This window comes from Salinibacterium sp. NG253, assembly GCF_015864945.1.
GTDB lineage: Bacteria > Actinomycetota > Actinomycetes > Actinomycetales > Microbacteriaceae > Rhodoglobus.
The window spans coordinates 432,382-452,766 of record NZ_JADYWF010000002.1 but is presented as its reverse complement, the minus strand read 5'-3'; the positions used below and the strand labels follow the sequence as shown (position 1 = coordinate 452,766).

Genomic DNA, 20,385 nt, shown 5'->3' with positions numbered 1-20,385 from the left:
CTATTGCCAATCAAGTTTGCGATTGCGGCCACCGAGGCCGCGCTCATCGGGGTTGCCTGCAGCGTCGGTGCGCAGTTCTTTGGGCAGCGAAAACATGAGGTCTTCCTCGGCGGTGACGACGGTGGAGACATCGCCATAGCCTGCTTCTGCGAGGTCAGCCAGCACTTCTTGAACCAAAACTTCGGGAACGGATGCTCCGCTCGTGACGCCAACAGTGGCGACACCGTCGAGCCACTCTTGCTTGATTTCGCTCGCGTAATCGACCCGGTACGCAGCCTTGGCGCCGTACTCAAGAGCGACATCCACAAGGCGGACCGTGTTGGAGCTGTTGGCGCTGCCAACCACAATCACGAGTTCAGCGTCTTCGGCGACCTTCTTGATGGCAACCTGACGGTTCTGCGTGGCGTAACAAATGTCGTCGCTCGGCGGGTCTTGCAGAGTGGGGAAACGTTCGCGCAGCAGGCGAACCGTCTCCATCGTTTCGTCGACGCTCAATGTGGTCTGCGAAAGCCAGACGAGGTTGTCGGTGTTTTCCACCACGATGTTGGGCACATCGGCGGGGCTGTTGACGAGGATGGTGCGCTCGGGCGCGTGGCCCATCGTGCCTTCAACCTCTTCGTGGCCATCGTGGCCGATGAGCAAGATTTGGTAGTTGTCGCGGGCGAAGCGAGTCGCTTCGCGGTGAACCTTGGTAACGAGGGGGCAGGTGGCGTCGATCGCGTGCAGCTCGCGATCGGAGGCTCCCTTAACGACAGCCGGCGAGACACCGTGGGCCGAAAAGACAACGGTTGATCCCTCGGGGATCTCGTCAACCTCATCCACAAAGATTGCGCCCTGTGCTTCGAGCGTTGTTACAACATGAATGTTGTGAACGATCTGCTTGCGGACATAGACCGGAGCGCCGTAGTTAGCGAGCGCCTTTTCGACAGCAATGACAGCGCGGTCGACTCCCGCGCAATAGCCGCGCGGGGCCGCCAAGACGACGCGTTTTGCGCCTGCGACCGGCAAATTTTTCAATTGCTCTCGGCGTGCGGGCATCGGGGGCATCGCTAGCGCTTGGGCGCTTCCGTTAGAAATGGTGCTCACTTGGATGATTCTACCGAACACCGCTGCACGAACGCCGAACGGAGAGCAGTATCAGCGGCATCCTCTACCCTGTAATCAGAAGCTTGAGGAGGCTAGGTGACGATCACAGAGGGACCGCCCACCGTCGATACTCCGTGGCCAGTGTCGGTGCTGTCGCAGAAGATCCGCGGTTGGATCGAGCGGCTCGGCACAGCTTGGGTCGAAGGCGAGATCACTCAGTGGGGTGGCTCGGGTGGCAACATCTACGGCAAGCTCAAAGACCTTGAAGTGGATGCCACCATCTCGTTCACCATTTGGTCGTCGGTGCGCACCAAGCTGCCCAAAGATCTCAAGCAGGGCGATCGCGTCGTCGCGCTCGTCAAGCCCAACTACTGGGTCAAGGGTGGCACCCTCACGATGCAGGTGCTCGAGATGCGCCACGTCGGGCTCGGCGACTTACTCGAGAAACTTGAACTGCTGCGCCAGAAATTGCGCGCCGAGGGTCTCTTCGAGCACAAAAAGCCCCTCCCCTTCTTACCGAACTGCATCGGGCTTGTCACGGCGAAAGACAGCGACGCTGAAAAAGACGTCATTCGCAACGCTCAGTTGCGCTGGCCCGCCGTGAAGTTCCGTACGGCCCACGCCGCAGTGCAGGGTGAGCGCGCCGTCTCTGAGGTTTCGCAGGGCATCCGAGAATTGGATGCCGACCCCGAAGTCGATGTCATCATCGTCGCCCGCGGTGGTGGCGATTTTCAGAACCTGCTCGTGTTCAGCGATGAATCCTTAGTGCGAACCGCAGCGGCCTGCGTTACTCCGCTGGTGTCGGCGATTGGGCACGAGAACGATCGACCGCTGCTCGACGAGGTTGCAGATTTGCGGGCATCCACCCCCACCGATGCGGCAAAGCGAGTCGTTCCGGATGTCGCTGAAGAGTTGAGTCGAGTGCAGCAGGCACGCTCCGGCATGCGGCTGCGCATCACTCAGCGGCTCAGTTATGAGGGCGATCGTTTGGAAGCGCTCCGCACCCGCCCGGTGCTAGCGAACCCGGTGTCGCTTGTCGACGCGCACGCCGATGAGCTTTCACGGTACGTCTCGCGCAGCAACGAGCTGGTGGAGCGCGCAATCGAGAAAGCGCACGCCGGCGTCACCGAGCTGACGGGCCAATTGCGAGCCCTCTCCCCTCAACGCACGCTGCAGCGCGGCTATGCCATCGCGCAGCTGCCTGATGGCACTGCCGTGCGTTCCACTTCTGATGCCCCCGACGGCACCGAGCTCCTGCTCACCGTTGCCGACGGCAAGATTTCCACCACCGTCACCGGCCAGCCGTCTGACACCTAGAGAACAGTAGAATTACATCGTGGCTACCCCCAGCGAAACCCCCGTCAGCGAGCTCAGTTATGAAGAAGCTCGGGATGAGCTCATTGCTGTAGTCAACGAGCTCGAGCAGGGCTCGGCAACACTCGAACAGTCGTTGGCGTTCTGGGAACGTGGCGAAGCTCTCGCCCAGCGTTGCGAGGAGTGGCTTATCGGCGCCCGCGCCCGCCTCGATGCTGCCCGCAGCGGCGGCACTGCTGATGGCGCTGCTGACGCGAGCACCGACCACTAATGGCTAAGAGCACCGAACCGCGCATCGTCGCCGAGCTGGGTCGCCCCGAAACTCCCGAAGAGACTTTCGCGCGCAAGGCAGAGAACTCGCGCAAGCACCGCGCCAACCAGACGCTCCTCAATTTGGTCGGCGCCACTGTGGCGTCCCTCGTTGTCGTGTTGTTTCTTGTGCTTGTTGTTGTTCGCCCTAGCGAAGAAACCCCCGTGGTCGCTGATTACCAGACGATCGCCGCGGATGCCCAGACCGATGCGAGCGAACCACTTCTTGCTCCCTCGCTGCCGGAGTCCTGGTACGCCAACTCGGCGCGATTGGGAACCACATCATCCGTGCAGACCTGGTACATCGGACTCGTTACGCCATCCACTGACACCTCGGGGGCACAGTTCATCGCGCTTGAACAGGGCATCGAAGCGAACCCCACGTGGGTCGGAATCGTGACGGATGGCGCCCTCGCTACCGGCACGATCGTGATCGACGGCATCAAATGGACGATTTACGATCGCCGCTCTGATTCCGACACCGGAAACTATGCCTACGCGCTCTCGGCGGAGCTCGCGGGCAGCACTGTTGTTTTGCATGGAACCGCCGCAGATTCCGAGTTTGAACTACTTGCGGCGTCCATCGCCGCCGATGTGGAGACACCATGACGAATCCCACCAAAACACCTGCCCAGGTCTGGAATGAAATGTCGCGCGGCAACGAGCGATTCGTTGCTGGCGCACCCGCGCATCCCCGTCAAGATGTCGAGCGTCGCACTGAGTTGGCCAATGCTCAAGCCCCGCACGCCGCACTGTTCGGCTGCAGCGACTCCCGTCTCGCCGCCGAAATCATTTTCGATAAAGGCCTCGGAGATCTTTTCGTCGTGCGAAACGCGGGTCAAGTCATCTCCAGCTCCGTCGTGGGCTCCCTCGAATATGCGGTGAGCGTGCTCAATGTGCCGCTGATTCTCGTTCTCGGCCACGACGAGTGCGGTGCTGTTGCTGCGGCCATCGAATCCCAGACAGCGGATGCTCCCGCACTGCCCCCGCACATCCAATCGTTGATCTCAAAAATTGTGCCCGCCGTTCGTCGCGTTGCGGGCAGCGAATCAGGCGCGGTAACGATCGATGAGATCAATGCCTACGACGTTGGACGCATTCATTTGCGCGCCACCATTCTTGAGCTCATGAATGCGTCAGAACTCATCAGTGATGCGGTAGCCGCAGGTACCCTTGCAGTAGTAGGCGCGAACTACCGTTTGCTTGAGGGTCGGGCAGTCCCCGACCTCGTTATCGGCACGGTTTAGCGCCCTCCACCACGTCTCACCCAGTTCGCTCGCAAACAAAGGATTACAACGCTGTGACGAGTTCCACCGAATACCGCATCGAACACGACACCATGGGCGAGGTTCGCGTGCCCAAGGATGCCCTCTACGGCGCTCAGACGCAGCGCGCAGTAGAGAACTTTCCCATCTCGGGCACTGGCCTTGAGCCCGCACAGATCGTCGCTCTCGCCCGCGTCAAGCGTGCCGCCGCAATCGCCAACAGCGAACTCGGCAAGCTCGACCCCGCCATCGCGGACGCCATTGTGGGCGCTGCAGACCAGATCATCGACGGTCAGTTCCACAACCAGTTCCCGGTAGACACGTACCAGACCGGCAGCGGCACCTCCTCGAACATGAACATGAACGAAGTTCTTGCTCGACTCGCCACCGACTCGCTCGGCAGTGCCGTTCACCCCAACGACCACGTGAACGCATCACAGTCGTCGAATGACGTGTTCCCCACCTCGGTGCACCTTGCCGTGACCGGTGCGCTCATCGGTGACCTCATCCCGTCGCTCGAGCACCTCGCTGCAGCCCTCGACGTGAAGGCCGAGCTGTGGAAGGGCGCTGTCAAGGCTGGCCGCACCCACCTCATGGATGCCACCCCCGTGACCCTTGGCCAAGAATTTGCCGGCTACGCCCGCCAGATTCGTCTCGGCATCGCCCGCATCCAGTCGGCGATCCCCCGCGTCGCAGAGGTTCCCCTCGGCGGCACCGCCGTGGGCACCGGAATCAACACTCCGCTCGGCTTCCCGCAGCGCGTGATCGAGATCCTCGCCGAGAACTCCGGCCTGCCGATCACCGAAGCCGAAGACCACTTCGAAGCTCAAGGTGCTCGCGATTCGCTTGTTGAAGCGTCTGGGGCACTTCGCGTTATCGCTGTCTCCGTCACCAAGATTTGCAACGACCTCCGTTGGATGGGCTCCGGCCCCAACACCGGCCTCGGCGAGCTTCAGATCCCCGACCTCCAGCCCGGCTCCTCGATCATGCCCGGCAAGGTCAACCCGGTAATCCCCGAAGCCGTACTCATGGTGTGCGCTCGCGTTATCGGCAACGACGCGACCATCGCTTGGGGCGGAGCATCCGGAGCATTCGAACTCAACGTCGCGATCCCCGTCATGGGCACGTCGCTGCTCGAGTCGAGCCGTCTGCTTTCGAACTCGTTGCGCGCCCTCGCCGACAAGACCGTTGACGGTCTCGAAGCGAACCTCGAGCGTGCTCTGGCTCTCGCGGAATCATCGCCGTCGATCGTGACGCCGCTGAACAAGATCATCGGGTACGAAGCAGCTTCCAAGATCGCCAAGCACGCTGTTGCACAGTCAATCACCGTGCGTGAAGCCGTGATTGACCTCGGCTTTGTCGAGCGGGGCGAAGTCACGCTCGAACAGCTTGATGCCGCCCTCGACGTTCTGTCGATGACGACGCCTGGCTAACTACCTGTTTGCACCAGTGTGAGGGGCGTTCCGTCGAGACTTTCGACGGAACGCTCTCCTATTACGTCTTTCAACGTGATCGGGATGAGCACTGAGCCGGTGAGGTCTTCACCGAGCGGGCATGCTTCAGCGTTATCAGGTTTTGACCCATCGCTCGGCGTGGGCAAGCCATACTGAACAGCGATTTGCACGCTCTCGGGGCCCTCGACGACGACAACCCGACGAGGAACGCACAGCAGCGGGCCACGCACATGAATCAAGACATCTGCTCGACCAATCGTCGAATCTGTTTCGTCGGGCTCACTGCCGATGTAACCCGGAATGTTCGTGGTGCCGAGCCGCGAAAATGGTTCGAGGTCGAGCAAATACAGCGGCGCCGCCTCATCGTCGTTCACCGGGAGGTAATCCTCAATCGGGACGTCAACGAGGGCGGGATCAGGCGACTTCGCGGGTTGGAACGTGCGGTACACGAACAACGGCGCTGGCGACCCCCACGTCTGTTCGAGAACACTGACGTGCGAGGGCTCTTGCGGGGTGCGTGCGGTACTAGCGATCACGGCGAATACCACTACGAGCAGGGCTAGCCCGAGCGCAATGCCAGCGATGAGCTGGCGGGAGGCATAAGCGGCCCCACCTGGTTCTGAGGAGTGGGCGTTAGCTACCGACCACGAAAAAAGGCTCCGCCATTGGTTTCGGGGTGCGAGTATCGCCCACACCGCGGCAATCCCAAGGGGAATTGCCAAAAACCACCACACCGAGCCCACGAGAAAACCTTACGTTGTCTGAGCACGCCCCGCTGACACTCACGCTGCGTGCTCAGACTTTGTCAGCCAATCGTTAGACGAGCTAAGCCGTAAGACGACCGTGTTCGTTAGGCGATGTCGTTACCTTCCAAAAGCTCGGTGACGAGAGCGGCGATAGCGGAACGTTCCGAGCGCGTGAGTGTGATGTGCCCAAAGAGGGAATGGCCCTTGAGGGTTTCAATCACCGAAGCGACGCCATCATGGCGTCCGACGCGGAGGTTGTCGCGCTGCGCCACATCGTGAGTTAACACGACACGTGAGTTCTGACCGATGCGACTAAGCACTGTCAACAGAACATTCCGTTCAAGCGACTGCGCCTCATCCACAATCACAAACGCATCGTGAAGGGAACGACCACGGATGTGAGTGAGCGGAAGCACCTCGAGCAGTCCCCGATCAAGCACTTCCTCGAGAACGTTTTCCGAGACAACCGAGCCGAGAGTGTCGAACACTGCCTGCGCCCACGGGTTCATCTTCTCGGCCGCATCACCGGGCAGATAGCCCAGCTCCTGGCCACCGACGGCGTAGAGCGGACGGAACACCATGATCTTGCGGTGCTGCTGCTTCTCCAGCACCGCTTCGAGACCGGCGCAGAGGGCAAGGGCAGACTTTCCTGTACCGGCACTTCCCCCGAGCGAGACGATGCCCAGTTCAGGATCGAGAAGCATCTCGATAGCCAGTCGCTGCTCGGCGCTGCGGCCATGCAATCCGAAGATTTCGCGATCGCCACGAACGAGCGACATCGTGCCGCGCGCTGTTACTCGCGCCAAGGCTGAACCTCGTTCGGAGGTAACCACAAGCCCGGTGTTGATGGGCAGGTCTCCCACCGCACGCGTCTGCAAACGCTCCTTGTCGTAGAGCTCGGCGACCTGATCGCCGCTGAGTTCAATCTCAGCTTGACCAGTCCAGCCCGAGTCCACCGCGAGCTCAGCGCGGTACTCCTCGGCCGCGAGACCGATGGATGCCGCCTTCACTCGCAGGGGAAGATCTTTCGAAACGACAGTGACATCCAGCCCCTCGTTGGCGAGGTTGAGCGCAACCGCAAGGATTCGCGAATCGTTATCGCCCAGCTGCAGCCCGGAGGGAAGCACAGACATATTGGAGTGATTGAGCTCGACACGCAGCGTGCCGCCGTCGTCACCCACCGAGATGGGAAAGTCGAGGCGCTCATGCTTGACGCGCATCTCGTCAAGACTGCGCAGCGCTTGCCTGGCGAAGTACCCAATCTCGGGGTCGTTGCGCTTGGCTTCGAGTTCGGTGATGACCACGACGGGCAGAACAACATTGTGTTCAGCGAACCGCTTGATCGAGCTCGGGTCGGAGAGCAAAACAGAAGTATCGAGCACGTACGTGCGCTCGGCTTGTCGTTGGGCCCGCCCTCCCGCCTTCGACGTGGTGATCGTGGTCTTGGGGGTTGCTAGGTCGGCCAACGTGCACTCCATCCCCGAGTGCGAGCACTCGGATCCAGTCTGCGAAGACGGCCAGTACTTTACGAAAACGAACTTACGTGGCCGTCTCGATCAGGCGCCATACCTGATGGATTGAACGCTAAACCCGTCACGCAATCTGGGCGCAGCGACACGCCATAAGACACCATCGCGTCACATTTCGTTCGTGGCTAGGCACCGAAGCGGCGGTTACGCCGCGAGAAATCACGAAGGGCGCGCAAGAAATCGACCTCGCGAAGATCGGGGCCCAACGCTTCCATGAAGTACAGCTCGCTGTGGGCAGATTGCCAGAGCATGAAGTCGCTAATGCGCTGCTCCCCCGAGGTACGGATGACGAGGTCGGGGTCTGGCTGGCCCTTGGTGTAAAGGTGCTCACCAATGAGTTCCGGGGTGAGAAGCTCAGCGAGAGCGTCAAGGCTGTGGCCCTCATCGCTGTGGTTGCGCACGATACGGCGCATGGCTTCAGCGATTTCGTGGCGTCCGCCGTAGCCGATGGCGAGGTTTACGTGCAGGCCGGTGTTATCTGCGGTGCGCTCGTGAGCGCCCTTGAGTTGGGCTTTGAGCTGCTCGGGAAGGCCAGCATCCGATCCCACATGTTGAACGCGCCAGTCGCGAAAGTGCGACAGATCTTCGGCAAGATCACCAATTATCGTGAACAGCTCGTTCAATTCTTCGGGAGATCGACTGGTGAGATTGTCGGTCGAGAGCAGGTAGAGCGTCGCCACTGAAATGTCGAGGTCGTCGCACCAGACCAGAAATTCTCGATACTTGGCCGCGCCGGCGCGATGACCGTGGGCGGCCGTCTCAAGATCCTTCAATTTGGCCCAACGCCGGTTGCCATCGATGATCATGGCTACGTGGCGCGGCAATTGCTGGCCCTCTAGCTGGCGCCGCAGTTTTTTCTGGTAAAGACCGTAAAGAAAACCGCGAGCTAATGCAGACTGTCGCTTACTCACGGAACTACGTTAGACCACTCTGGCACTGAACAAGTGAATCTACGTCAGGCGTAAACTGTGAGCATGAACCAAGATGCCGCCGATCTCGCTGCTGCAGCGGCCGTTGAGAAGGAAGACGCATCGCGCCTTCCCGAGCTTCCGTTCGTCGATGATGTGATGACGAGCGACCCGGCCGACACGAAACCAACGTGGCGCGGTTGGATCCACGCCGGCACGTTCCCGCTGGCGATTGTGCTCGGCGTCATCCTGCTGGTCATGGCCGATGGCACCGCTGCCAAGGTCAGCTCAGCGGTCTTCGTAGCGTCGTCGCTCATGCTGTTTGGAATCTCTGCCCTGTACCACCGCTTCAATTGGAGCGAGAAGACGCGGATGATGCTGAAGCGTTTCGATCACTCCAATATCTTCTTGCTGATTGCCGGCTCCTATACCCCGATCACGGTTCTGGCGCTTCCGCCCGAGAAGGCCACCATTCTGCTCTGGATCGTGTGGAGCGGTGCTGCTCTCGGCATCGGCTTCCGCATCTTCTGGGTGGGGGCCCCGCGCTGGCTCTACGTTCCGCTGTATGTGTTGCTCGGCTGGGGCGCGATGATGTTCATCGTCGACTTCTTCCAAGCCAACTGGATCATGATGACCCTCATCCTGGCCGGTGGACTTTTCTACACCGTTGGCGCTGTCATCTACGGTCTCAAGCGACCGAATCCCGTGCCCGGAGTGTTCGGGTTCCACGAGATCTTTCACACGTTGACGCTACTGGCGTTCCTCTGCCACTGGGTCGGTATCTTTCTCGTGGCGACTAATCCGCCCGTTGTGTAGGCGCAGCATCATCAGCATCGCCAGCACCAGCGGCACCATCGGCGTCAGCATCGGTGAGACCATCGGTCTCGCCGGCGGCCGCAGCCTGCTCGGCCTGGATCGTTTCTTGAGCAAGCGCCCGGTAGCGAACGCGGCGCACGCGACGGTTCATATCCATGACGATAAACAACGTGGCCACCGCGACGAACAGGATGCCGATAAAGCCGAGCACGCCGGGAGTGACCAAGTTCGGGTCGCCCTCATAGGCCGGGTACAGCGTCGGTTCGGGGCTGGGAGTAGCCGTCCAGAGAATCGCACTGGTTGCGAGCGAAGTGAAAGAAATCAACTGTTGTCCTCTGGGATGTTCACTCCATGATTTCATCATGCGAGTTTGCGAATAACCTTGCAGTAACAAGAATACCGTCGCAAGAAGGAGCCCCGCGTGCCCGAAGCACCCAGTAACCCCACTGGCACCGCTGACAGCGCCGCATCCGGCACCGCAGCAGCCACCGATTTGGACGCCCGCTATGGTCGCAGCCCGAAAGCGAAGCGCAACAATCGGGTGATTGTGATCGCCGTGGCCGTAGCCTTCGTTGCGGTCTTTACGGCCTGGCTCGTCTGGGGTGGCCTGCTGGAATCACCCGCCCAGTTCGAGGCGAAAGACACCGGCTACGAACTCATTGATGACACTGCGGTCGAGGTGCGGTGGCAATTCAACGTTGCCGAGAACCAAGATGCTCGCTGTGCAGTGCAGGCCCTCAACTCCACTTTTGCCATCATCGGCTGGAAAGTCGTCGACGTTCCCGGGGGCGATCAGCGCAATCGAGAGTTGAGCACCACTGTTCGCACCACCGAACAAGCGGTGTCAGGCTTGATCTACCGGTGCTGGCTCACCTAGGCTGTAGCAAATCATCTCGAAACCGGTCGTCTTCGGCCGGTTTCTCTTTTGTATAGGGAGAAGCACAGTGGCTGCACAAAACGATGTCACGTGGTTGACCCAGGAGGCGTTCGATCGTCGCACCGCCGAACTGGAACAACTTACGGGCGAAGCACGGTACGAAATTGCCAAGAAGATTGAGGCTGCGCGGGAAGAAGGCGACCTCAAAGAGAACGGTGGCTACCACGCTGCCAAGGAAGAGCAGGGCAAAATTGAGGCCCGCATCCGCGTTCTCACCCAGCTTCTTCGCCATGCCGTAGTCGGCGATGTTCAAGACGACGACGGTGTTGTTGAGCCCGGCATTCTTGTTACCGCCAAGATTATGGGCGACGAGAGCGTATTTCTTCTCGGCAGCCGGGAGATTGTCGCCGACGATAGCGACCTCGATGTCTACAGCGAGAAGAGCCCGCTCGGTATGGCGATCAACGGCCTCAAGGTCGGCGAATCAACCACCTACACGGCACCCAACGGCAAGTCGATCACGGTAGAGGTCACCAAGATCGCTACCTACTCGGGCTAAGCCTTTCGGGCTGGGGCCTGCTGGCACCAGCCAACTTCGATTTAGAAGTCGACCTGAGGGTCAAATCCTTCGTCTCTGAGCCGCGCGAGCACTGACTCCGCGTGCTCAGGGCCACGGGTTTCAATGTGCAGTTCGAGCTGAACCTGGCTGAACTGCACTTTGTTGTTGTGCCTGCTGTGCAGCACCTCAACAACGTTGGCGTTCGCTTCGGCAACGAGCGCCGAGATGCGCGCCAATTGACCGGGGCGGTCAGGCAGCGGGATGCGCAAACGCAAATAGCGTTCGGATGCCGAGAGGCCGTGACTGATGATGCGTTCCATCATCATGGGGTCGATGTTGCCACCACTCAGCAACACCACGGTGTTGCCGCTTGGTGAGATCTTGCCTGCCAAGATAGCGGCGACTCCGACGGCACCCGCCGGCTCGACGACCTGTTTAGCACGCTCGAGAAGAACGAGCACCGCATACGCGATTTGGTCGTCGGAAACGGTGACTACCTCATCCACCAGATCGCGCACCATGGTGAAGTTGAGCACACCGGGACGACTGACGGCGATGCCGTCAGCGATCGTGGGAGTGGTGCGCACTTCAACGATTTCGCCCTTCGCGAGCGATGGAGTGTACGCAGAGGCATTGGCTGCCTGAACCCCGATGACGCGCACGTTGCGGCCTTCGAGGCGGGCACGCTGCTTGATCGCGCCAGCAACACCGGAGACGAGTCCGCCGCCACCGATGGGAACGATGATCGTGTCGACCTGGGGCACCTGATCGAACACTTCGAGAGCGAGAGTGCCTTGACCCGCAACCACATCTTCATGATCGAAGGGATGGATGAGCACGGCACCGGTCTCTTCTGAGAAACGGGCGGCCGCACGCAATGGCTCTTCGACGGTGTGACCGCGCAGTACAACCTCGGCACCGTAATCTCGCGTGGCCTGCAGTTTCGGCAGGGGCACGCCTACGGGCATGAAAATGGTCGATTTGATGCCCAGCTCGCGGGCGGCGAAAGCGACGCCCTGGGCGTGGTTTCCGGCCGAGGCGGCCACGACTCCGCGCGCCTTCTCCTCCTCGGAGAGCCCCGCGAGACGGTTGTAGGCTCCACGCAACTTGAAGGAGCCCGTGCGCTGAAGGTTTTCACACTTCAGAAAGACGGGCGATCCCAAAATTTCCGCGAGAAATCGCGAGGTTTGCATGGGGGTTACATCGGCAACTTCTGCGACCCGTTCACGTGCTGCTTCGTAGTCAGCGAGCGTGGGGCCGGGCGTCCGGTTATTTACCATTACCGAGCACATCCGTGATCGTGGGTCGACCATTGAGACGCCAATCGCCGCTGGCTATGTATTTGGTCATGACATTGACGACCGCGACGAGCGGCACGGCAAACAGTGCGCCGGGGATGCCGGCCACGAATGAGCCAGCGGCTACCGCGAACACGACGGCGAGGGGGTGAACCTTCACGGCCGTGCCCATCACGAGCGGCTGGAGAATATGACCTTCAAGCTGTTGCACAAGCAAAACGATTCCCAACATGATCACGGCGGGGAGGGGACCCAAGAAGACGAGGGCGATGAACACCGCGAGCGCCCCCGTTACGAGTGCACCCACGACGGGGATAAACGAACCTAAGAACACGGCGACAGCAATGGGGATGACGAGCGGGAAACCACCGTAGAACAAACCGAGGATCCACGCACCGACGCCGATGCCGATGGCATCCACTGCGGCCACAAAAATTTGCACCTTGACGAACGTGGTGAGGGTGAGCCATCCCGCTACTCCGGCGCCATCGACCGCGCTGCGGGCTTTGCGCGGGAAGAGTCGAACAGTCCACGCCCAGATGCCCTTGCCATCGACCAATACGAAGATGGTGGCGAACAGGCTCAATAACGCCCCGGTGAGCACGTGACCGGCGGTAGACCCGACCGAGAGGATGCCCGAGACGAGAGCTTGTGAGTCGCGCTGAACCACGTCGATTATTTCGGTGAGATAACCGTCGAGGTCTTGGTCGCTGAGCTGCAGCGGAGAGTTGCGCAGGAACTCGCGGAGGTTCTCGTAGGCGGTGGCCGACTGGGTTTGAAGAGCGGGAAGCCCGGAACGGACTTGACCTACAACGACCACAACAAGACCGCTGACGACGGCGAAGAATCCGATCAGAACTACGGTGACGGCAAGCCAGCGCGGCCACTTGATGCGCACCAAGAAACCAACGACGGGGACGAGTAGCGCTCCGATAAGAATCGCGATCAGGAACGGAATGACGATGTACTTGAGCGTGATTACCAAATAAATGAGAACTGCAACCACGGCGAGCACAACGAGCATGCGCCACGAATAGGCAGCAGCTATCGAAAGCCCGGCGGGAACCTCAGCCGCGTCTGTTGTACTGGCGCGTGACGGGATCCGACTGTCAGGGTTATTACGTCGACCGAATATCACGTGCCTATCTTAGTTGTGCCAGAGTGCGCGCTTGCTGCGCCTCGAAGTGGTCGCGCGTGACCGCTACTTCTTTACCTTGGGGGGCAGAGCGCTCACGGGTGCGCCCTTAAGACGCACCGTAACGGCCTCACCGGGCAGCGGATGCCGCTCCACCTCGTGCTGGATAGCGACGACCGTGTCATCGAAGAGTCGCACGCGCGTGCGGCGCAGGGAGCCCAAGAAGCTCGACGAGATGACCGTGCCGGCGATGCCGTCAGCGGAGAGGGCGATGTCCTCCGGGCGAACGAGCGCGATGACGGGACCATCGGGCATGGGGTCGCCGAGAAGGTTGAGGCTGCAGCCGTGGAGCGTGACTTGGCCGTCGACGAGTTCGGCGGGCATCCGGTTACTCAGGCCAACAAAGTCGGCGACGAAGGCATTGGCGGGGGTTGCGTAGAGCTCTTCTGGCGTGCCGATTTGTTCGATGCGACCGTCTCGCATGACGGCGACGCGGTCGGCGACGGCGAGCGCCTCTTCTTGGTCGTGGGTCACGAACACGGTCGTGATGCCGAGTTCGGTTTGCAGGCGACGAATCTCTTCGCGCAGCTGCACCCGCACCTTCGCGTCGAGGGCACTCAGCGGTTCGTCGAGCAGCAGCACGCGGGGGCGCGTGACGAGGGCCCGGGCGAGAGCCACGCGTTGCTGTTGGCCACCCGAGAGCTGGTGGGCGAAGCGGTCGCGGTGCTTCGTGAGACCCACCATGTCCAAGGTTTCGAGGGCGCGTTCGCGGCGACGAGCGGCGGCGACCTTGCGCATCTTGAGGCCGAACTCCACGTTCTCGAGCACCGTCATGTGCGGGAACAGCGAGTAGGCCTGAAAGACCATCCCGATGTCGCGCTTATTCGTGGGAGTGTCGGCGACATCCACACCATCGATCACGATGCGACCGCTGTCGATGCTCTCAAGCCCGGAGATACTGCGGAGCGCGGTGGTCTTGCCGCAGCCCGAAGGGCCGAGCAGCGCAACGAGTTCGCCAGGGGCGACTTCGAGGTCGATGCTGTTGAGCGCAGTGTGGCCCGAGAAAGCCTTCACGACGGCACTGAGCTGAACTGTTGCTCCCGCAGTCGGCGTGTGGGTGGCGGTGGGGCCAGTCATAGTAAACGTGGCAGTCATGATTTTCTCCTTGAAGGCGTTGCTGATCCGAGGCGGCCAATGATCAGCAGCAAGATGAAAGCGAGGGCAAGGGCTGCGAGCGCAAAGATCACAGCAACCCAGGGGTCAGATTGCGAGACCTGAAGCAGCGCGGTTTGCAGGTTGCGACGATTGAGCAGGCTCGCAATGGTGAACTCGCCAAGCACGACCGCGATCGAAATGAAGGATGCCGCGAGCACTCCCCGGCGCAGGTTCGGCAGCAAGATCGTCCACAGCACGGTCAGCCAGCCGGCGCCGAGCGTGCTGGCCGCTTCGCTGAGGGTCTTCACGGGGATCGCATCGAGGTTGCCCTGAATGGCGCGATAGGCATACGGCAACACCGTGATGCCGTAGGCGAAGGCGAGAGTCCAGGTAGAGCCGCCGAGCACTTGCACGACGACCGAGTAGACCGGCGCAAGCCCGACAACCAGCACTATAGCGGGCACCGTGATGGGGATGATGCAGATGAATTCGAGGGTGCGCTTGAGGCGCGGAAACTGCATGTGCACGAGCACCATCGTCGGCAGAAGCAACACGAGCACGATGGCGACGGTCACGGCGGCGAGCACGAGCGAGTTCTCGATCGCCTGATACAGACCACGGTAGGTGCGGGCGCTGTCTTCGGTGAAGAGTCCCGTCCAGTGGCTGGTCGTGTAGTCGCCGGCGAGGCCGTTGCGGAAGGTGAACTCGATCATCGCAATCACGGGAATCAGGAAGATGCCGCCGATGATGCCGAGGATGAGTCGGCGGGCAACCGTGCTCGGTTCGGCTCCGATGCGCACGGCCTGGTTCGCGCTTTTCGGGCGCCGTTCTGCGGGCGCTGACGCGGGAGCGGGCTCCACCGGGCTCAGCGGCGCGGCCACGTCGGCGCTCACTTTTGCCACCGTGAGGTGCGAGCCTGAAGCACGGAGTACGCCCACATGACAACGACCATGACCACGATCATCCCGAGCGCAAGCGCGCCCGCCATGTTCTCGCGGCCGAGCACGGTTTCACTGACGAGCGCCGCACGGATCTGGAGGGGCACAATTTGCGAGCCCTGACTGATGAGGGCAGCGGCCGTGGCGAACGACGAGAAGGCGTTCGCGAAGAGCAACAGTAGTGAGCCGAGGAAGGCCGGAGCGAGCACGGGGGCTGCGATGTAGCGCCAGTAGGCGAAGCGGGTACCGCCGAGCGTCGCACTGGCTTCGGCCCACTGTGGGCGCAGCGCGGTGAGGGCGGGCAAAAAGGTGATCACCATGAGGGGAACCTGAAAGTAGACGTAAGGAAGGATGAGGCCGGGCACCTGATAAAGCCACACACCATCCGCAAAAATGTCGACGCCGAAGGTGTCACGCAGGATGACCGTGACGAGCCCTTGCACGCCGATCGTCGCGATGAACGCGAAGGCGAGCATCACACCGCCGAACTGGGCGAGAACGCTGGCCGCCGATTCGATGATCGTACGCAGCAGACCACCAACCTTGGTGCCGAGCATCGCGTAACAAATGAGGGCACCCACAACGGCACCGATCACGGCGGTGACGCCCGAGAGCCAGAACGAGCTACCAAAGGTGGCCAGGATGGTCGGAGTAAACAGTCCCGTGATGTTGTCGAACGTCAGCGAACCGTCGTCGGAGAAGAAGCCCGTGACCACCGCAAGGATGGTGGGAAGGGCAAGGAAGATGAGAACGTAGGCCGCAAACGGCGTTAGCCCCGCATAAGCGAGGCGACGACGCCGATTCGACGGCTTGACCAGGGCCACCCGAGGATGGTGCCGAGCGGTGAGCTCGACACCATCCTGTTCGGGCGCTGGCGCGGTGGCTAGCGACACGATGTATTAGCTAAAGGTGCGTGAGGGAATCAGCGTTAGCCGATTGCCGCAGCCCACTTCTCAGCCAGGATCGTTGCGTTTTCTTCAGCCTGCTCGGGGGTCGGGGTGACAAGTTCACCCTCGAGGGCTCCGAGAGCGTCGAGTGCTGCGGTGTCAACGGTTCCGGCATCCTGCAGCGCCTGAATCGTGACGGGGTACGCGCCACCGACGATGAAGAGGTTTTGCGCTTCGGGGCTGTAGAGGAATTCTTGCCAGAGACGAGCAGCAGCCGGGTGCGGGGCATCCTTGCTGACGGCCTGGTTGTAGAAGCTCGTGTAAACAGCGCCGGGAAGAGTCGTGACCTTCCAGCCGTCAACCGTTGCTGCGGCAGCGAGGTTGTTGTAGCTCCAGTCGAAGGCAACCTTGGTCTCGCCGGCAGCGATGGTTGCTCCCGTGACGTTGACCGGGATGAAGTTGCCTGCGTCGTTGAGCTCTTCGAAGAACTCGATGCCGGGCGTGAAGTCATCGAGGGTTCCACCACTGTGAACCGTGGCGAGTCCGACAGCAGCGAAAGCGGCTCCGGCCTGCGTGGGGTCACCGTTCAGCGCAACAGCGCCGCGGTAGTCAGCGCTGAGCAGGTCGTCGAGGCTCGTGGGCTCGGGAACCGAGTTGGAGTCATAGCCGATCGACATGCTGCCGGTGTAGTCGTTGACCCAGAGGCCAGTAGCTTCCTTGTTGCCCTCGGGGATCTCATCCCAGTTGGCAACCATGTAGGGAGCGAAGTAGTCGAGGCTGTCGAGAGCAACAGCAGTACCGAGGTCGAAGACGTCGGGGGCGGTGTCCTGGCCCTTGAGGTTGTCCGCAGCGGCGATTTCTTCGGCGCTAGAAACGTCGGGGTCAGCCGAGTTGACGATGATGTCGTACTTCTCTTCGAAAAGAGCCTTGATCTCGCCATAGTTTGCCCAGTTATCAGGCAACGCAATGACATTGAGTTCGCCCTCAGCCTGCGCGGCTGCGATAAGAGCGTCCATTCCACCGAAGTCTTCAACGGTGGTGGCGGTCGATGCGTCAACATCGCCAGCAGCTGCCTCAGTGGTGCTGCAACCACTGAGTGAAATCGCCGAAGCTGCAACGAGTGCAACAGCGGCGAGGGTGCGCTTAGTGAACAAGACTTCCTCCAACGACCGTCGCAGCCGCCCGCGCTGTAAACGGGCAGAGGGTACCGAAACGATCCGGAGTTGACGGTACGCAGCCTGATGCGGCGTTCCCTTTCATCTTGGTAAACGAACGATGAACGACACAAACACAATTGCTCGGTGGAGCTGTTCGCCGCCCTAGCGAGTGGATGTCGCCACCGCTCAGTAGAGTCGAGCCGTGGTCGATTCCCTCTCTGCAGCGCAAGCGCGCCGAGTGCTGCTCGCTGCCCAAGGCTTCGGGCGCGGCACCGCGAGCGCAGGCAGCCCCGCGGGAACGCGCCAGCTCAACCTACTGTTTGACCGCATCCGGCTGCTGCAACTCGACTCGGTCAACGTGTTCGAGCGTAGTCACTACCAGCCGGTGTTCGCCCGCCTAGGGCACTACGACAAGGCCGCTCTTGATGCGCTGACGTTCCGCACGCCAACCGCGCGCACGCCCGGCCGCTACGTCGAATACTGGGCGCACGAAGCCGCGCTGATTCCTCTGGAATCGTGGCCGCTGTGGCGCTGGAAGATGGAGTCGCTGCGCGAACGCGATGCCGTGCGCTACGAATGGGTGCGCGAGAACCAGCCCATGCTGCAGTGGCTCCGCGACGAACTCGCCACCACCGGCCCCGTCACCGCCCGCGAGATCGAGCACGACGCCAACCGCCGCACCGGACCCTGGTGGGGTTGGTCCGACGTGAAGCAGGGCCTCGAGATGCTGTTCCGCTGGGGCGAAGTCGTCAGCGCCGGCCGCACGCGCTTCGAACGCACCTACGCCCTGACCGAGCACCTCATTCCGGCCGAGCTGCGCGAGCGCGAGGTGTCCCGCGCCGACGCGCATCGCGCCCTGATCGCTGAATCGGCACGGGCGCTGGGAGTCGCCACGGCATCCGACCTCGCCGACTACTTTCGACTCAAAGGCGCTGACGTTCGTCCGGCTATTGCCGACCTAGCGGATGCCGGCGAGCTCGTTCCCGTAACTGTGCGCGGCTGGGATCAGCCCGCCTGGCTGCACCGGGAGGCGCGAATCCCCCGGCGCATCGACCACGTCGCCCTGCTCTCGCCCTTCGACCCCGTGGTCTGGGATCGCAAACGCGCCGAGCGCATGTTTGGGTTCCACTACCGCATCGAGATTTACACGCCCGAGCCGCAGCGCCAGTTCGGTTACTACTCGCTGCCTGTGCTCGTGGATGACGCGCTCGTGGGCCGCATTGACCTCAAGACGGATCGGCAGTCGGGTGTGCTGCGCGTGCAATCCGCCTGGCACGAAGAGGGACTCGACGCCCTGCCCGGAGGCACCGGAGCTCTCGCCGAACGCATCGTTCCGACCCTGCGCAAGATCGCACACTGGCAAGGCATGGGTGACATCGCCGTCACCGGGCGCGGCACCCTCTCCCCCGCTATCGATGCAGAGTTGCAGCGCTAGAAGGTCGAACCGATTTCGCCAAGGCGCTTCACGCGATCCGCAATCGGCGGGTGCGTGCTAAACATGCGGTCCATGATGCCCGGCTTCGTCGGATCCGAAATCCACATGTGGGCCATCGTCGAATTCTGCTTCACCATCGGCCGACTGTAGTCGCCCAGCTTCTGCAGAGCGCTAGCGAGAGCATCCGGGTGACGAGTCGTGAGCGCACCCGTTGCATCGGCCAAGTATTCGCGTTGACGCGAAATCGACGCCTGCACGGCCGCCGCGACAAGCGGCGAAATCACGAGCGCCGCAAGACCAACGATGATCATGATCGGGTTGCTGTTCTGGTTATTACCGCGACCACCAAAGAGGGTGAAACGCAGTGCAATGTCCGAGATGAAACCGACCGCAACCACAAGGCCAAACACGATCATCGAAACGCGGATGTCGTAGTTGCGCACGTGACCGAGCTCGTGCGCCATAACGCCCTCAAGCTCAGCATCCGTCATCAGGTCAAGTAAACCGGTCGTCGCAGCCACAATGGCGTGCTCTGGATCGCGCCCGGTAGCAAACGCGTTGGGTGCCGGATCGTTGACGATGTAGACCTTCGGCATCGGCGTGCCGGTAGTGATCGCGAGGTTTTCGACAATGCGGTAGAGGCGAGGGTTGTCGGCCTTCTGAATCTGCACCGCACCGCTCATTGCCACAGCCTCGCCGCTGGCGGCAAAGTACTGAATCAGCGTGAACGCTCCGGCACCAATGATCGTGCCGATGGTGATCGTCATCGGGTCGCCCCCCATCAGGAAACTCAGCGCGTAGCCAAGAAAACCAATGATGATGACGAACAGGATGATGATCAGAACGGTGTTGCGCTTATTTTTCGCTATGGCGCGATACATCTAGAACATCCTGGTCACGCGGTTAGAAAGACGAAGAATTAGAACTGCACGCGCGGAGGCTCAGCGATGGATGCGGCATCCGCAACCTCGAAGAACTCACGCTCGTGGAAACCAAGGTTGCGCGCGAACAACGTGTTCGGGAAGATCTTGATCTTGGTGTTGAGCTCGCGCACACCACCGTTGTAGAAACGACGGCTGGCCTGAATCTTGTCTTCAGTGTCAACGAGTTCGCCCTGGAGCTGAAGGTAGTTCTGGCTGGCCTGCAGCTGCGGGTACGCCTCAGCGACGGCAAAGATGCTCTTGAGGGCAGACTGCATGTGGTTCTCGGCAGCAGCCGCATCGACGGGACCCTGAGCGTTCAACGACTCGGCGCGGGCCTTCGTGACGGCCTCAAAGACGCCCTTCTCGTGCGCGGCATACCCCTTGACCGTCTCGATGAGGTTCGGCAGCAGATCAGCACGACGCTTGAGCTGCACCGTAATGTCGCTCCATGCTTCGTCAACGCGCACGTTGAGCGTGACCAGCGAGTTATACGTCGACCAGAGGTAGATGCCGACGATGACTGCGAGCAGGACGATTACGCCGATTACGATCAGGAATTCCATGCTTCAACTATAGAACGCGCTCCTGTGCCTC

The 20,385-nt window shown here is 61.2% G+C and carries 22 protein-coding genes; 9 read left to right on the top strand and 13 right to left on the bottom strand.

The annotated features are described in order from the left end of the window. Positions 1–1,047 carry a 4-hydroxy-3-methylbut-2-enyl diphosphate reductase gene (locus I6E52_RS12035; RefSeq protein WP_197158055.1) on the bottom strand — a complete coding sequence of 349 codons (1,047 nt, stop codon included), beginning with the start codon at positions 1,045–1,047 and terminating at the stop codon, positions 1–3. Positions 1,048–1,182: 135 nt separating this feature from the next. Here I6E52_RS12035 and xseA point away from each other — a divergent pair, with 135 nt between their 5' ends. From xseA to I6E52_RS12010, 5 genes are read left to right on the top strand one after another with little or no spacing between them, the layout of a single operon-like run. Further along, the gene (xseA, locus tag I6E52_RS12030) at positions 1,183–2,403 is read left to right on the top strand and encodes an exodeoxyribonuclease VII large subunit (RefSeq protein WP_197157729.1); all 1,221 of its coding nucleotides are present in this window, start codon (positions 1,183–1,185) and stop codon (positions 2,401–2,403) included. 19 nt (positions 2,404–2,422) lie between these two features. Continuing rightward, positions 2,423–2,671, top strand: a complete 249-nt coding sequence (locus I6E52_RS12025; RefSeq protein ID WP_197157727.1) for an exodeoxyribonuclease VII small subunit — start codon at positions 2,423–2,425, stop codon at positions 2,669–2,671. After that, positions 2,671–3,318, top strand: coding sequence for a DUF4245 domain-containing protein (locus tag I6E52_RS12020; RefSeq protein WP_197157724.1), 648 nt, complete (start codon positions 2,671–2,673; stop codon positions 3,316–3,318). The genes I6E52_RS12025 and I6E52_RS12020 overlap by 1 nt, the downstream gene beginning before the upstream one ends. After that, complete coding sequence (locus I6E52_RS12015) at positions 3,315–3,956, top strand: carbonic anhydrase (RefSeq protein WP_197157722.1); 642 nt, start codon at positions 3,315–3,317, stop codon at positions 3,954–3,956. The genes I6E52_RS12020 and I6E52_RS12015 overlap by 4 nt, the downstream gene beginning before the upstream one ends. Positions 3,957–4,009: 53 nt before the next feature. Beyond that, a complete protein-coding gene (locus I6E52_RS12010) occupies positions 4,010–5,407 on the top strand; it encodes a class II fumarate hydratase (protein WP_197107433.1) in 1,398 nt (465 codons plus the stop codon). Here the strand turns inward: I6E52_RS12010 and I6E52_RS12005 are convergent. The 3 genes from I6E52_RS12005 to I6E52_RS11995 all read right to left on the bottom strand — a co-directional run bounded on the left by I6E52_RS12005 (position 5,404) and on the right by I6E52_RS11995 (position 8,614). Then, positions 5,404–6,150: a fumarate hydratase gene (locus I6E52_RS12005; RefSeq protein ID WP_231602087.1), complete on the bottom strand. Its 747-nt coding sequence runs from the start codon at positions 6,148–6,150 to the stop codon at positions 5,404–5,406. The genes I6E52_RS12010 and I6E52_RS12005 overlap by 4 nt on opposite strands. A gap of 128 nt (positions 6,151–6,278) precedes the next feature. Next, the gene (locus tag I6E52_RS12000; protein ID WP_374059110.1) at positions 6,279–7,652 is read right to left on the bottom strand and encodes a PhoH family protein; all 1,374 of its coding nucleotides are present in this window, start codon (positions 7,650–7,652) and stop codon (positions 6,279–6,281) included. A 176-nt stretch (positions 7,653–7,828) separates the two neighbouring features. Next, positions 7,829–8,614, bottom strand: coding sequence for an isoprenyl transferase (locus tag I6E52_RS11995; RefSeq protein WP_197157718.1), 786 nt, complete (start codon positions 8,612–8,614; stop codon positions 7,829–7,831). 63 nt (positions 8,615–8,677) lie between these two features. Here I6E52_RS11995 and I6E52_RS11990 point away from each other — a divergent pair, with 63 nt between their 5' ends. Then, entirely contained in the window at positions 8,678–9,427 is a 750-nt protein-coding gene (locus I6E52_RS11990; RefSeq protein WP_197157716.1) for a hemolysin III family protein, read from the top strand. Here I6E52_RS11990 and I6E52_RS11985 read toward each other — a convergent pair. Beyond that, the gene (locus I6E52_RS11985; protein WP_197157714.1) at positions 9,408–9,752 is read right to left on the bottom strand and encodes a hypothetical protein; all 345 of its coding nucleotides are present in this window, start codon (positions 9,750–9,752) and stop codon (positions 9,408–9,410) included. The genes I6E52_RS11990 and I6E52_RS11985 overlap by 20 nt on opposite strands. Before the next feature lie 96 nt (positions 9,753–9,848). On the opposite strand from I6E52_RS11985, the gene I6E52_RS11980 reads away from it, so the two are divergent. Continuing rightward, positions 9,849–10,304: a DUF4307 domain-containing protein gene (locus I6E52_RS11980; RefSeq protein ID WP_197157712.1), complete on the top strand. Its 456-nt coding sequence runs from the start codon at positions 9,849–9,851 to the stop codon at positions 10,302–10,304. Positions 10,305–10,371: 67 nt separating this feature from the next. Continuing rightward, positions 10,372–10,863: a transcription elongation factor GreA gene (greA, locus tag I6E52_RS11975; protein WP_197157710.1), complete on the top strand. Its 492-nt coding sequence runs from the start codon at positions 10,372–10,374 to the stop codon at positions 10,861–10,863. Between the two features lie 41 nt (positions 10,864–10,904). Here greA and ilvA read toward each other — a convergent pair whose 3' ends face one another. The 6 genes from ilvA to I6E52_RS11945 all read right to left on the bottom strand — a co-directional run bounded on the left by ilvA (position 10,905) and on the right by I6E52_RS11945 (position 17,430). Further along, the gene (ilvA, locus tag I6E52_RS11970) at positions 10,905–12,143 is read right to left on the bottom strand and encodes a threonine ammonia-lyase (RefSeq protein WP_197157708.1); all 1,239 of its coding nucleotides are present in this window, start codon (positions 12,141–12,143) and stop codon (positions 10,905–10,907) included. Beyond that, entirely contained in the window at positions 12,133–13,299 is a 1,167-nt protein-coding gene (locus I6E52_RS11965; protein WP_307842527.1) for an AI-2E family transporter, read from the bottom strand. Before I6E52_RS11965 ends, ilvA begins: the two co-directional genes overlap by 11 nt. 63 nt (positions 13,300–13,362) lie before the next feature. Beyond that, positions 13,363–14,451, bottom strand: a complete 1,089-nt coding sequence (locus tag I6E52_RS11960; RefSeq protein WP_197157706.1) for an ABC transporter ATP-binding protein — start codon at positions 14,449–14,451, stop codon at positions 13,363–13,365. Further along, the gene (locus I6E52_RS11955) at positions 14,448–15,344 is read right to left on the bottom strand and encodes an ABC transporter permease (protein ID WP_197157704.1); all 897 of its coding nucleotides are present in this window, start codon (positions 15,342–15,344) and stop codon (positions 14,448–14,450) included. The genes I6E52_RS11960 and I6E52_RS11955 overlap by 4 nt, the downstream gene beginning before the upstream one ends. Then, complete coding sequence (locus I6E52_RS11950) at positions 15,341–16,282, bottom strand: ABC transporter permease subunit (protein WP_197107453.1); 942 nt, start codon at positions 16,280–16,282, stop codon at positions 15,341–15,343. The genes I6E52_RS11955 and I6E52_RS11950 overlap by 4 nt, the downstream gene beginning before the upstream one ends. Before the next feature lie 35 nt (positions 16,283–16,317). Beyond that, entirely contained in the window at positions 16,318–17,430 is a 1,113-nt protein-coding gene (locus I6E52_RS11945) for an ABC transporter substrate-binding protein (RefSeq protein ID WP_197157701.1), read from the bottom strand. Positions 17,431–17,635: 205 nt separating this feature from the next. Between I6E52_RS11945 and I6E52_RS11940 the strand changes: the two genes are divergently transcribed. Beyond that, on the top strand, positions 17,636–18,868 hold the full coding sequence (locus I6E52_RS11940; protein ID WP_197157699.1) for a winged helix-turn-helix domain-containing protein: 1,233 nt from the start codon (positions 17,636–17,638) through the stop codon (positions 18,866–18,868). Here I6E52_RS11940 and I6E52_RS11935 read toward each other — a convergent pair. Together I6E52_RS11935 and I6E52_RS11930 are read right to left on the bottom strand one after the other, a co-directional pair. Continuing rightward, entirely contained in the window at positions 18,865–19,749 is an 885-nt protein-coding gene (locus I6E52_RS11935; protein WP_197157697.1) for a M48 family metalloprotease, read from the bottom strand. The genes I6E52_RS11940 and I6E52_RS11935 overlap by 4 nt on opposite strands. Positions 19,750–19,787: 38 nt before the next feature. Further along, positions 19,788–20,354, bottom strand: coding sequence for a LemA family protein (locus tag I6E52_RS11930; protein WP_197107474.1), 567 nt, complete (start codon positions 20,352–20,354; stop codon positions 19,788–19,790). Positions 20,355–20,385: the final 31 nt, after the last annotated feature.